The organism is Ramlibacter albus (assembly GCF_014297445.1).
In the GTDB taxonomy this organism is placed as follows: domain Bacteria; phylum Pseudomonadota; class Gammaproteobacteria; order Burkholderiales; family Burkholderiaceae_C; genus Ramlibacter; species Ramlibacter albus.
The window spans coordinates 36145-48725 of sequence record NZ_JACORU010000005.1 but is presented as its reverse complement, the minus strand read 5'-3'; the positions used below and the strand labels follow the sequence as shown (position 1 = coordinate 48725).

Here is a 12581-nt window from a genome sequence, read left to right as displayed (position 1 = left end):
ATGAAGGACTGTCATGCCGGGCTCGACCCGGCATCCACGGTGGAGAGCAGCGCTCGACGATGGACCCCGGGTCGAGCCCGGGGTGACAGGCTGTTGCTGCTGCTGGTGGGGGCGGCGCTGTGCGTTGCCGCATCCGCGCAACCGGATGCCACGCGCCAGCGCGAGCTGGTGCGCATGGTGCGGCAGGACTGCGGGTCCTGCCACGGCATGCACCTCACCGGCGGGCTCGGCCCCGCGCTCACGGCGGCGCGCCTGGGCGACTGGCCGCTCGAAGCGCTCGAGGCCACCATCCGCAACGGCCGGCCCGGCACCCCCATGCCGGGCTGGGCGCCGATGCTTTCCGCAGAGGAGGCGCGCTGGATCGCGCGGCAGCTGCAACTGGGTTTCCCGCAGGAGGCGCGATGAGGCGGCGCGCATTCATGGCCGCCGCAAGCGGGTTGGCACTTTCGTCCTGCGGCAATCTTCCCGCGCCGCGCGGCACAGGTGACCTCGGCGTCGTCGTGGCCCGCGCCAGCGGCCAACTCGCCGTGGTCGACACCACCGAGCGGCGGTTGCTCGGCCGCATCGACGGCCTGGGCGACCTCTCCCACGCGAGCGTCGTCTATGCACGCGACGGCGCGAGCGCCTACGTCTTCGGCCGCGACGGCGCGATGACGCACGTCGACGTCGCACGCCAGCGCATCCTCGCGCGCGTGCAACAGGCCGGCAACAGCATCGGCGGCGCCATTTCGCAGGACGGCAGGCTGGTCGCCGCGCAGAACTACACACCCGGCGGCGTGAAGGTGTTCGATGCGCGCACGCTCGCCCAGGTGGCGGACATACCCGCCACGTACATCGCCGCCGACGGCAGCACGCAACGCTCGCGCGTGGTGGGCCTGGCGGACCTGCCCGGCTCGCGCTTCATCTTCTCGCTGTTCGACGCGGGCGAGATCTGGATCGCCGACCTTTCCGACGCGAAGCAGCCGCGCATCACGAAGTTCGCCGGCGTGGGCCGCCAGCCCTACGACGCGCTCGTCACGCCCGACGGCCGCCACTACATCGCGGGCCTGTTCGGCCAGGACGGGCTCGCGCACATCGACCTGTGGGAGCGCGAGCCGCGCGTGCGCCGCATCCTGCCGGGCTACGGCCGCGGCGAGACGCCGCTGCCCGTCTACAAGATGCCGCACCTGCGCGGCTGGGCCGTCGCCGGCCGCGAGGCCTGGCTGCCCGCCATCGGCCGCCACGAGGTGCTCGTGGTGGACACGCTCACATGGCAGGAAGTGGCGCGCGTGCCCGTCGCCGGGCAACCCGTGTTCGTCATGGCGCGGCCCGACGGCCGCCAGGTGTGGGTGAACTTCGCCGTGCCCGACTACGACAACGTGCAGGTGATCGACACGGTGACGAAACAGGTGGTGCGCACGCTGCAGCCCGGCAAGGCGGTGCTGCACATGGAATTCACGCCGCGCGGCGAGGCCGTGTGGATCAGCTCGCGCGACGCCGACCGCGTGACGGTGGTCGACACCGCGTCGTTCGCCACGCTCGCGCAGCTGCCCGTGCCGCAGCCCAGCGGCATCTTCTTCAGCGCGCGCGCAGGCCGCATCGGCCTCTAGCAGGACAACCCGCATGCAGTTGCACCCCCAGGACCTCGCCCTGCTCAACGACTACCAGCACCACTTCCCGCTGGTGGAGCGGCCCTTCGATGCCATCGCGCAGGAGCTCTACACCACCGAGCAGCACGTGCTGCAGGCCTTGCGCGCAGGCAGGCGCGCGGGCCACATCAGCCGCATCGGCGCCGTGTGGCGGCGCGGCGCAGGGGGCGCGGCCGCGCTGTGCGCGCTCAAGGTGCCTTACGACCGCCTGCCGGCGGTGGCCGACGCCGTGAGCCACGAGTTCCGCGTCACGCACAACTACCAGCGCGACCACGAATGGAACCTCTGGTACGTGGTGACCGCGCGCGACGAGGCCGCGGTGCGTGAAACCGCCGACCGCATCGCGCAGGCCGCCGATGTGCCGGCGCTCTTCCTGCCCATGGTGCGCGCCTACCGCGTCGACCTCGCGTTCGACCTGCGCGCGCGCCACGCGGCGGCAAGGCCGCTCAAGGCACCCGAGCCGCAGTGCGACCCGGTGGCGCCGTGGCAGCAGCCGCTGGCGGCGCTGGCCGAGCACGGCATGCCGCTCATCCCGCGCCCGTACAACGCGTGGGCGAGGCACCTGGGCTGGCCGGCGGACGTGGTGCTGCGCACGCTGCACCAATGGAAGGCCCACGGCACGCTGCGCCGCTTCGGCGTGGTGGTGCGGCACCACGGCCTGGGTTTCGACTCGAACGCGATGACCGTCGTGAACGCGCCTGCGCGCCTTGCCGACGAGATCGGCCTGCGCATCGGCGCGCAGCCCGGCGTCACGCTCGCGTATCGCCGCGTGCCGGCCGAGGGCTGGCCCTACAACCTCTACTTCATGGTGCACGGGCGCGAGCGGCCCGAGGTGCGCGCGCTGGTGCGCAGTGCGCTCGCCGCGGCCGGCGCCTCGAACCTGCCGCACGAGACGCTGTTCAGCGTCCGCCGCTTCAAGCAGACGGGCGGGCGCTACTTCGCCGAGCCGCTGGAGGCAGCCTAATGTCTTTGTCAAGAAGAGTGCGTAAGGGATGCGATGAACGGCTGGCGGTTGTGAAGCATCGCCCACAGGACGTTCACGCGACGGCGGGCCAAGGCGATCAAGGCTTGGTGATGCCGCTTTCCTTCCTGGCGCTTGCGCGCGTAGAAGGCTTTGCTGTCGGCGCATCGCAGCGAGGCGAAGGCCGATTGGTAGAACACACGTTTGAGGCCTTTGCTGCCGCCGCTGGGGCGTTTGAGCCAGCGGGTCTTGCCGGACTGCTTCAGGATCGGTGCGAGGCCGGCCGCGGCCGCGAGGCTGTCAGCCGACTTGAATCGTGCGATGGAGCCTGCCTGGGCGATGAATTCCGCCGTGAGGATGGCCCCCATGCCGGGCAGGCTGAGGATGAGGGCCGCATCAGGGTGGAGAGCCAGGCGCTGCTCGATCTCGCTGTCCAATGCCTTGAGCCGCACGATGCAGCTCAAGGCTTCGACGGCGAGCTCCTTGATCAGGCGCGCGGTCAACGTCTGGCCAGGCACGGCGATGCGCTGGCGCTCAGCGCACCGCAAGGCCACTTCGATCAGTTCGCGGCCGAAGCTGCGTCGCGCCAGCGGTCCCAGCTGCGCGGCGATGCCCGCGTCACCGGCGCTGCGCAACTCTTCAGGCGTGACGTAACGCGCCAGCAGCGTCAGCGCCGTCTTGCTGGTCAGGTCCAGTGCGTGTTCGAGCTCGGGGAAGATGCCGACCAACAGGTCGTGCATGCGCGCCAGGCGCCGCGTCTGATCGGTCGTGAGGTCGTGACGGCGCGAGACGAGCAAACGCAACTCGATGTCCAGCTCGGTCTCGGCGCTGACCACGCGCAGATCGGCGCGCGTGCGCACCTGATCGGCAATCACACGCGCATCACGCGGGTCGCTCTTGGACTCGCCTCCCACGGTGCCTTGGCGTGCCCTGTTGACGGCAAGGCCGGGCACATGCACGAGAGCAAAGCCCCCATCGAGCAGCACGGCCTGCGCCAGCGCGGCGATGCCACCGAGCACGTCGATGCCCACGCGCACGGGGGCGGGCAGCTGCCGCAGCTCATCCGTGAGCCTCAACAGATCCTCCGGGGAGTTAAGAAGCTTCCGGTTCAACAAGACGGCGCCCGCAACATCAATGGCGCACACCCAGTGAACCTCCTTGGCAATGTCGATGCCGACATAGGTGGTCATGAGCCGTCTCCTTCACGAAGCACAAGGCAACCCTTCCTCGCCGGCTACGCCCTACATAGCGATCGTTCGCAAAGCCTAATCAGCGGTCGAAAAGGGAGGGCGGAGAGGGGGAGGTGCCTCCGGAGCCATCGAGTGCAGCCAGCATGAAAGCCATCCCCTCCCGCCGCCTGGCGTCCATCATGGCATGCCACACCAGGCACCGATCTCTCGGCACTGAGAAAGGTAGGGCCGCATGAACGCCGCCGGTTTCGACACGGTGGACGCCAGGCTCATCGACCACCTGCACACGGGCTTCCCGCTCGCGGACAGCCCGTTTGCCGAGGTCGGCGCGGCGCTGGGCCTGCCGGAAGAGGAGGTGCTCGAGCGCCTGGCCCGGCTGCTCGCCGGCGGCGTGCTCACGCGCATCGGCCCGCTCTACCAGATCGAGCGCGCGGGCGGCAACTACCTGCTGGCCGCGCTGGAAGTGCCCGAGGCGCGCTTCGACGAAGTCGTGACGCAGGTCAACGCGCACCTCGAAGTCGCGCACAACTACCGGCGCGAACATCGCCTGAACATGTGGTTCGTGGTGGCCAGCGACACGCAGCAAGGCACGCAGGCGTGCATCGCCGCGATCGAGCGGGAGACGGGCCTGGCGGTGCACAGCTTCCCGAAGGAGCGCGAGTACCGCGTGGAGCTGCGCCTGCCCGCGTGCACCGATGGCGCCGCATTGCCGCCCCCCGCCGCGCCGATGCCGGCGCGCCAGCTCACCGGCGTGGTGCCGCTGGAGGCGCTGGACCGCCAGCTGATCGCCGCCACGCAAAGCGGCCTGCCTCTCGTGCCGCAGCCCTACGAGGCGCTCGGCGCCATGCTCGGCGTGGACGCGCGCGAAGTGCAGGCGCGCCTGGCCGCGCTGCTGGAGCGCGGCGTCATCCGCCGCATCGGCGCCGTGGCCAACCACTACCGCCTCGGCTACACGGCCAACGGCATGACGGTGTGGGACGTGGACGACCGCCACGTCGACGAGCTCGGCGAGCGCATCGGCCGCCTCGCGGGCGTGACGCACTGCTACCGCCGCACGCGCGCCCTGCCCGGCTGGCCCTACAACCTGTTCGTCATGCTGCACAGCCGCTCGCGCGCGGGCGTGGAGCTGCAGGCGCAGGCGGTGGCGGGCATCCTGGGCGAGGCGTGCCGGGGGCACGAGATCCTCTACAGCACCCGCGTGCTCAAGAAGACCGGCCTGCGCCTGGCGATGCCCTGAAGGAAGCCAGCAAGAAAGAAGGACCCCGTGCTCCGCATCTCCCAGTACCTGCGCGAAGTGGCGCAGGCCGAACGCACCGGCCGCTACCCGGCGGCGCCTGCAACACGCGCACGAGCGGGCGGGCCGCGCCCCGTGGTGATCTGGAACCTCACGCGCCGCTGCAACCTCACGTGCAAGCACTGCTATGCCCTGTCCGCCGACCATGCGTACCCCGGTGAGCTCGACGAAGCGCAGATGCTGGCCGTGCTGGACGACCTGAAGGCCTACGGCGTGCCGGCGCTCATCCTCTCCGGCGGCGAGCCGCTGCTGTCACCCCATCTCTGGGCGGTGGCGAGGCGCGCGCGCGAACTCGGCTTCCACCTGGGCCTGTCCACCAACGGCACGCTGATCGACGCCGCCATGGCGGACCGCATCGCTTCGCACGGCTTCGACTACGTGGGCATCAGCCTCGACGGCCTGCGCGAGACGCACGACAGGTTCCGCCGCCTCGAAGGCGCGTTCGATGCGTCGCTGGCGGCGCTTCGCATGTTGCAGGGTCGAGGCCTGAACGTCGGCATGCGCTACACGCTCACCGCGATGAACGCGCAGGACTTCGCGCCCCTGCTGGAGCTGATGCGCGCCGAGCGCATCGGCAAGTTCTACTTCTCGCACCTGAATTACGCGGGCCGGGGCAACATCCACCGCGCGCGCGATGCGCGTTTCGCCGCCACGCGCGAGGCGATGGACCGGCTGTTCCAGGCGGCGTGGAGCGCCGCCTGGAACGCCGAACCCGCCGAATACGTCAGCGGCAACAACGACGCCGACGGCGTGTACCTGCTGCGCTGGGTGCAGGCGCGCTGGCCCGAGTGGGCGGCGCCGCTGCGCGAGCGGCTCGTGGCGTGGGGCGGCAATGCGTCGGGCGTGGGTGTCGCCAACATCGACAACCTCGGCCACGTGCACCCGGACACGATGTGGTGGCACCACGACCTGGGCGACGTGCGCGAGCGGCCGTTCTCCGCGATCTGGGAAGACCGCGGCGATGCGCTGATGGACGGCCTCAAGCGCAAGCCGCGGCCGCTGCAGGGGCGGTGCGCGGCCTGCCCGCAGCAAGCCATCTGCGGCGGCAACACGCGCGTGCGGGCGCAGCAGGTGACGGGGAATGCGTGGGCGGAGGACCCGGGGTGCTACCTGGAAGACGCCGAACTGGGGATCGAACATGAAATGGCGTGAAGTGTGGATTCTCTGGATGCTTGGGCTCACGGCGGCAGCAGCTCATGCCCAGCAACCCGACGCCCCCACCCTCTTCGCCACGCACTGCGCCGCCTGCCACGGCGCGCAGCGCCTCGGCGGCATGGGCCCCGCGCTGCTGCCGCAAAGCCTGGAGCGCCTGCGCGCACCCGAGGCGCTGAAGGTGATCCGCGAGGGCCGGCCCGCGAGCCAGATGCCGGGCTTTGCGGACAAGCTCGCGCCCGAACAGATTGCCGCGCTCGGCGCGTGGATCTACACGCCCGTGGTGCCCGCGCCGCGCTGGAGCGACGACGACATCCGCGCCTCGCGCACCTTCGACGCCGCTTCACGCACGTGGCCCGCGAAGCCGCAGTGGGCCGCCGACCCGATGAACCTGTTCGTGGTGGTGGAAGGCGGCGACCACCACGTCTCGCTCGTCGACGGCGACAAGCTCGCCGTGATCCACCGCTTCCCCTCCCGCTTCGCCCTGCACGGCGGGCCGAAGTTCTCGCCCGAAGGCCGCTACGTGTACTTCGGCTCGCGCGACGGCTGGATCACCAAGTACGACCTGTGGAACCTGCGCGTGGTGGCCGAAGTGCGCGCGGGCCTCAACATGCGCAACGTGGCCGTCAGCGCGGACGGGCGGCACGTGATGGCGGCCAACTACCTGCCGCATTCGTTGGCGCTCTTCGACGCCGACCTCGACCTCGTGCGCTCCTATGCGGCCGCCACGCTCGACGGCAAGCAGTCATCCCGTGTGTCGGCGGTCTACGACGCCGCACCGCGCAACAGCTTCGTCGTCGCGTTGAAGGACATCCCCGAGCTGTGGGAGATCTCGTACGACCCCAGGGCCGAGCCGATCCATGACGGCCTCGTGCACGACCACCGCCTCGGCGAAGGCATCGCCAAGCCCGGCTACCTGAACGTGCGCCGCACGCCGCTGGACGAGCCGCTGGACGACTTCTTCTTCGACGGCCCGTACCGCCATGCCATCGGCACCAGCCGCGCCGGCGGCGAGGCGCAGGTGGTCAACCTCGACATCCGCCGCCGCGTCGCCACCGTGCCGCTCGCCGGCATGCCGCACCTGGGCTCGGGCATCACCTTCGCGTGGAACGGCACGCGCGTGCTCGCCACGCCCAACCTGAAGGACGGCGTGGTCAGCGTGATCGACATGAACGGCTGGAAGCCGGTGAAGCAGGTGGCCACGCCCGGGCCGGGCTTCTTCATGCGCAGCCACGAGAACACGCCCTATGCGTGGATCGATTCGATGATGAGCCCCACTGCGCGCGACACGCTGCTCGTCATCGACAAGCGCACGCTGGAGCCGGTGCGCACGCTCAGGCCCGCGCCGGGCCGCACGGTCGCGCACGTCGAGTTCACGCGCGACGGGCGCCATGCGCTCGTGAGCCTGTGGGAGAACGACGGGGCGCTGATCGTCTACGACGCGGCGACGCTCGAGGAGGTCAAGCGCATCCCGATGAGCAAGCCGGTGGGCAAGTACAACCTCGGCAACAAGCTGGCACGCTCGGAAGGCACCTCGCACTGAGCCTGCGGGTCAGGATGCCGGCGTGGCCGGCGTGAACGTGCTGCGCTCCGCGACCTCGCGTTGCTCTTCGCTGTAGCAGGCGACCCGGCTCGGGTACGCCAGCGCCGTGCGCGAGAGGTTGCGCACCGCGTTGACCGCGGCCGCGCGGTTCTGGTCGGCCGCAACCACCATGATCCCGACGCCGAACTCCGGCCGCCACTCGTGCGCGCCCAGGTGCACTTCCGAAGGTTTCTCGCCGCTGCCGAGCGTGACAGGCCGCCCCAGCCGCTCGCGGATGCGGCGTGCGAGCAGCATCAGCTCGCCTTCGTCGCGTACGCGACGCAGCAGCAAGAGGAACGTGTCCGTGCCCAGCCGGCACATCTGCGTGCCTTGCGGCAACGTGTTGCGCAGGCGCGTGGCCAGCACGAACAGCGCCTGGTGCTGCTCGGCCCGCCCGTGCAGGTTTTCCAGCGCGTAGAGGTTGGACACCGTGATGCCGATGGCGCCGATGCGGCCGCTGCCCGAAGAGAACACCGAGTTGATCAACTGGCCCGCTGTTTCCACAGACCGCATGCGCGTGACGGGGTCGTAGCCGGACCCGTAGGCCCGCACCAGTTGCAGCTCGGCCAGGTGCGAGAACTGGCCCCACACCGCGAACGCCATGCAGATCTCGTGGGCCGCGACCACGGCCGCAGCGAACGCGTGCGCCTGCCAGCTCACCCCGGGCCCCGCCGCCGCGATCCACGCCGTGGAGATCAAACCGAGCGAAACGCTGCCGACACTGGCGACGGCGAGCCACGCCAGGCGGTGGTGACGCAACCCGCGCGGGCTGAAGAGCAGTGCCAGCGCCACCCACGTGCACAGCGTCGCATAGCCCGTGCCCAGCAGCATCGCGGTGCGCGGCGGGAGCGCGAACGAAACCGCGGCGATCACCAGGACGACGGCGACCGTGCCGAACCACGCGCGCCACACCCAGCCCTGCGTGCGCAGCATCAGAAGCATGAGCGCGCTCAGCGCGAGCGAGTTGTGCAGGGCGACGAGGCCCTGGATGCGCAGGTTGACGTCCGGCCCGCCGGGAAACCACCCGAGTGCGGCGACGACGTAGGCCGAGTTGAGGGCCGGCGCCGCTGCCATGAGCAGCGCGACCCTCGGAAGGCCTTGTGCCAGAGGGAAGGCTCCGGCGAGAAATGCGACGATGGCAACACCAAAGTACGCGCCCCAGAAACCAACTGCTGCGGGGTCCATGGCGGGAAGATACCAGCTCGGCGGTCCCTGCCCGTACCCCACGTGACGGTCCGCTAGCGCAACCCCGCCGCCAGCGACGCCGCCAATTGCCGCGCCGCCCGCGCACTCGCGCCCTTGCCGGTGATCGCCAAAGCCGGCGGATGCGCCAGCATCCGCTCGAACACCGCCCGCACTTCGTCCGCCCCGATGCTGTCGATCATTGCGAGCGACTCTTCCAGCGACGTGACGGTCCCGCTCGCGAAGAGTTCCTCGACCGCGTACTCCATCGTTGCGTAGGTCCGCTCGCCGGCGCGCACGCGCGACACGGTCAGCTGGTTCTTCGCGCGCTCCAGGTGCACCGGGTCGATCGCCGTCGCCTGCTCGCGCAGCAGCTTGCCCGTGGCAGCCACCAGCGCGTCGACCTTGTCGGGTGTGGTGACGGCCTGCACCACGAAGTTGGCCCAGGCGTCGCCGGCATCGACCGTCGTGTGAACGCTGTAGGCGAGGCCCAGCTGCTCGCGCACCGTGTCCGACAGCGGCGACGACATGCCTTCGCCGAACAGGTACGCGGCGAGCGACGCAGCCACGCGCCAGCGCTGCTGCGCAAACTCCTCCTGCCGCGCGGGCGCGAGCGGGAACGCCATGTTCAGGAAGACCTGCGACACCTGCGTGAAGCGGCGTCCGAGCGCCTGGCCGACATACGGTGCCGGGCCCGGCGCGCTCGACGCGGACAAGTCCCCCGAACGCGGCATCGCGGCAAACAGGTTCGCGGCGCTTGCCATCCACGCATCGACATCGAAGTTGCCAGCCGCGGCGACGACCGTTCTTTCCGCGCCGTAGTGGCGCCGCACATGGCGCACCAAATCGTCGCGCGTGAAGCTTTCGATGTTGCGCACCGTGCCGATGATCGGCATCCCCATCGGGTCGTCGCCCCAGACGGCGCGATCGAGCAGGTCGCCGCAGTTGTCCTCCGGGTCCTCCTCGTATTCGATGGCTTCCTGGCGGATCACATCGAGCTCGCGCTGCAGCTCGGCCTCGGGGTACGTGCTGTTCAGCACGATGTCGGCCGTCATGCGCAGCAGCTGCTCCGCGTGGCGGCCGAGGCCCGTCATGAAGTAGCCGGTGGAGTCCTTGCCCGTGAACGCATTGACATCGGCCCCGAGCCGTTCCGCATCGAGGTTGATCGCCTGCACGGTGCGCGTGGCGGTCCCCTTGAACGCCATGTGCTCCAGCACGTGGCCGATGCCGTTGGTTGAGGGCGTCTCGTCGCGCGAACCGACGCGCAGGAACACGCCCACGCTGGCGCTCTGGACGTGGGGCATAGGGACGGCGAGCAGCCGCACGCCGTTGGGGAGGATGTGGAGCCTTGGCATCACTGCTTGCGCTTCGTCGCGGCAGCACGCACCAGCGCCTGCGCACGTTCCCTCAGCCACGCCTGCCTCGTCGGGTACACGGCGCCGGGGCTGTGCCGGCAAAGCGCCTCTGCGAGGTCGCGTACGTCGATCGCGCGGTCCTTGCTGCCGGCCTTGAGCACTTCTTCTTCGAGGTGCTTCCAGTCGACCGCGGCTTTCGCGGCGGCACTTGCGGCGGCCTGCGCCATGGCCGCGAAGAACCGCACGGCTGCGGAGCCGTCGGCCCGCAGGCCGGCAAGGCTGTGCTCGCGCCGCTGTCGTTCGGCGTCGTGCAGCGCGGTCCTCAGCCGCTCCAGCTTCAGCCGGTCGGGCACGTCGCTCTCCCGCGCCGTCTTCTTCGTCATCAACATTCCATCGATGTCGAGCGTCCACACGGGTATGCCATCGAGATCGACGCGCTGGACATGGTCGCGCAGGTCCTCGAAAGTCCTGTGCGCGGCCACGTACAGGATGTCGATGGCGATCTCTCCCTCGAGCGCGGTCGAATGGCCCCGGTCCATGTATTTCGGGTCCAGCTGCGAGACAGCGGCCCGGCTGCCGGGCAGCGCCCGCAGCGCCTTGAGCAAGCGTGCGTTGTTGTTCGGGTCCACCGGCACGAAGAGGTCGATGTCGCGTGTCATCCGGGGAAAGCCATGCAGGGCCATCGCTGCGCCGCCGATGACCACGTACTCCACGCCGCAGTCGCCCAGCGCCTTCGCAAGCAAAGCGATGTCGCCCTCGGTCGGCTGCCGGGGAGCGGGCTGGCGGCTCACCGGCGCTGCCTCGAAAGGGCCAGGTCCAGCGCGCTCTGCATCTCGCGCTGCTCGTCGAAGCGGTTCTTCGCATCCATCGACGCGAAGTGCCTTGCCGATCCCGCCGACGCGGGCTTCGAGTGCCGCTGCAAGCCGACCGCCTGGCGCTGCAGCGCGCCCCAGGTGGACGCCAGCCATCTCGCGCGCTCGAAAGGCAGCATCGCCTGCACCCGAAGCGCTTGCGCGACTTCGCGTTGCTCCTGGTGGGCGGACATCGCATCGGCCGTCGCGAAGCTGCGTGCATGAAGCTCGTCGCCGGCGCTCGTCCAGCTCGGCGTGAGGTCGACGCCGAGCGCCGCGCACAAGCCGCGCAAGGTACTCAGCGTGCAGTCGCCACCGGCTTCGATGGCGACAAGCGCACGCCTGCTGATCCCTGCCTTGTCGGCGACTTCCTGCTGGCTCAAGCCCCGCGCCTTCCGCGCGCGGACGAGCTCGGAAACGATGGGGTCGAGAGGACGGGCTCGGGATGCTCCTGCCATGTGGGAAGTTTACTTCACTTCGGAGCGTGCATTGGACGGCGCGAGCCTGCAGCTGCAGGCGCCAGGCGCCGCACGAACCCCTTGCGCCCAGGCACGATGGGTTAGCATGGGCCGGCTCGCCACCACCTGATCGATGATCGACCCCCTCCTGTTCAGCACGACGCGGATGTCCACCTTCCGCGGGCGGCAGGCATTGACGGCGGCCACCAGCTTCTTCTTCTCGCGCGGCGAACGCCTGTTCGCCGTGACAAGCCGGCACGTGCTGCACGACGAGCCGACGGGGCATTTCCCCGACCGGGTCGAGATCGTGCTGCACATCGACGCGACCGACCTCACGCGCACCGTCGTGCAGTCGATCCCGCTGTACCGCGACGGGCGTGCCGTGTGGCACCAGGGTGTCGATTCGGGGGGCGAGGTGGACATCGCCGTGCTCGAGCTCGACCGCGCTGCCTTGCCGGAGGCGCACGTGTTGTGCGCTTTCGAGCCGCGCCATCTGACCGTACCTGAAGTCGGCGTTGGCGAGCCGCTGCTGGTGCCCGGGTTTCCGCTCGGCTTCTACGACACGGTGCACTACCTGCCGGTCGTGCGGCAGGCGATCACGGCGTCACCGTTCGGCATCCGCTTCCAGGGCGAGGGCTACTTCCTCACCGATGCGCGGATGCACCGCGGCTCGAGCGGGGCGCCCGTCGTCATGCGCTGGGCCGGTGCGGAGGCCGGCGAGCGCATGCCATGGCGTTTGCTGGGCGTGCACGCCGGCCGGCTGGACATGGGCACGCGCGACCTCGTGCAGGACGAGACCCTGGGGCTCAACTGTGCGTGGTATGCCGACATCCTGATGAAACTGACGGAGGACGGCGCGCTTTCGAGCCGCGCCGAGATGGGCCCTCGCCCTCGCGCGCCGCAGAAGCCATGAAAAAAAGGGGCACCG

12 protein-coding genes and 1 pseudogene are annotated in these 12581 nt (G+C 70.1%); 8 read left to right on the top strand and 5 right to left on the bottom strand.

The window, feature by feature from the left end; all coding sequences use genetic code 11:
- Genes H8R02_RS14340 through ahbB (H8R02_RS14330) form a run of 3 tightly spaced genes read left to right on the top strand, consistent with a single transcriptional unit; the run spans position 1 to position 2592 of the window.
- On the top strand, positions 1-405 hold the full coding sequence (locus H8R02_RS14340) for a c-type cytochrome (protein ID WP_187082126.1): 405 nt from the start codon (positions 1-3) through the stop codon (positions 403-405).
- On the top strand, positions 402-1589 hold the full coding sequence (locus tag H8R02_RS14335) for a cytochrome D1 domain-containing protein (protein WP_187082125.1): 1188 nt from the start codon (positions 402-404) through the stop codon (positions 1587-1589). Before H8R02_RS14340 ends, H8R02_RS14335 begins: the two co-directional genes overlap by 4 nt.
- A 13-nt stretch (positions 1590-1602) precedes the next feature.
- On the top strand, positions 1603-2592 hold the full coding sequence (ahbB, locus tag H8R02_RS14330; protein ID WP_187082124.1) for a siroheme decarboxylase subunit beta: 990 nt from the start codon (positions 1603-1605) through the stop codon (positions 2590-2592).
- An 8-nt stretch (positions 2593-2600) separates the two neighbouring features.
- Here ahbB (H8R02_RS14330) and H8R02_RS14325 read toward each other — a convergent pair whose 3' ends face one another.
- Positions 2601-3779 carry an IS110 family RNA-guided transposase gene (locus H8R02_RS14325; RefSeq protein ID WP_187082123.1) on the bottom strand — a complete coding sequence of 393 codons (1179 nt, stop codon included), beginning with the start codon at positions 3777-3779 and terminating at the stop codon, positions 2601-2603.
- Between the two features lie 232 nt (positions 3780-4011).
- Between H8R02_RS14325 and H8R02_RS30435 the strand changes: the two are divergent.
- From H8R02_RS30435 to H8R02_RS14310, 4 genes and pseudogenes are all read left to right on the top strand, one after another.
- Positions 4012-4431 (top strand): annotated as a pseudogene (locus tag H8R02_RS30435) (Lrp/AsnC family transcriptional regulator); the annotation flags it as partial.
- A gap of 75 nt (positions 4432-4506) precedes the next feature.
- Positions 4507-5016, top strand: coding sequence for a siroheme decarboxylase subunit beta (gene ahbB, locus H8R02_RS30430; protein ID WP_255429370.1), 510 nt, complete (start codon positions 4507-4509; stop codon positions 5014-5016).
- Between the two features lie 27 nt (positions 5017-5043).
- Positions 5044-6225, top strand: a complete 1182-nt coding sequence (gene nirJ / locus H8R02_RS14315; protein WP_187082121.1) for a heme d1 biosynthesis radical SAM protein NirJ — start codon at positions 5044-5046, stop codon at positions 6223-6225.
- Positions 6212-7768: a cytochrome D1 domain-containing protein gene (locus tag H8R02_RS14310; protein WP_187082120.1), complete on the top strand. Its 1557-nt coding sequence runs from the start codon at positions 6212-6214 to the stop codon at positions 7766-7768. The genes nirJ and H8R02_RS14310 overlap by 14 nt, the downstream gene beginning before the upstream one ends.
- Positions 7769-7777: 9 nt before the next feature.
- Here the strand turns inward: H8R02_RS14310 and H8R02_RS14305 are convergent, their stop codons facing one another.
- The 4 genes from H8R02_RS14305 to H8R02_RS14290 are packed head-to-tail and all read right to left on the bottom strand — an operon-like array spanning position 7778 to position 11653.
- A complete protein-coding gene (locus H8R02_RS14305; RefSeq protein ID WP_187082119.1) occupies positions 7778-8992 on the bottom strand; it encodes a GGDEF domain-containing protein in 1215 nt (404 codons plus the stop codon).
- A 53-nt stretch (positions 8993-9045) separates the two neighbouring features.
- Positions 9046-10344 (bottom strand): M16 family metallopeptidase, encoded by a 1299-nt coding sequence (locus tag H8R02_RS14300; RefSeq protein WP_187082118.1) that lies wholly within the window; start codon positions 10342-10344, stop codon positions 9046-9048.
- On the bottom strand, positions 10344-11135 hold the full coding sequence (locus H8R02_RS14295) for a nucleotidyl transferase AbiEii/AbiGii toxin family protein (RefSeq protein WP_187082117.1): 792 nt from the start codon (positions 11133-11135) through the stop codon (positions 10344-10346). The genes H8R02_RS14300 and H8R02_RS14295 overlap by 1 nt, the downstream gene beginning before the upstream one ends.
- Entirely contained in the window at positions 11132-11653 is a 522-nt protein-coding gene (locus H8R02_RS14290; RefSeq protein WP_187082116.1) for a helix-turn-helix domain-containing protein, read from the bottom strand. Before H8R02_RS14290 ends, H8R02_RS14295 begins: the two co-directional genes overlap by 4 nt.
- Positions 11654-11786: 133 nt before the next feature.
- Here H8R02_RS14290 and H8R02_RS14285 point away from each other — a divergent pair, with 133 nt between their 5' ends.
- Positions 11787-12566 carry a trypsin-like peptidase domain-containing protein gene (locus H8R02_RS14285; protein ID WP_187082115.1) on the top strand — a complete coding sequence of 260 codons (780 nt, stop codon included), beginning with the start codon at positions 11787-11789 and terminating at the stop codon, positions 12564-12566.
- Positions 12567-12581 lie beyond the last annotated feature (15 nt).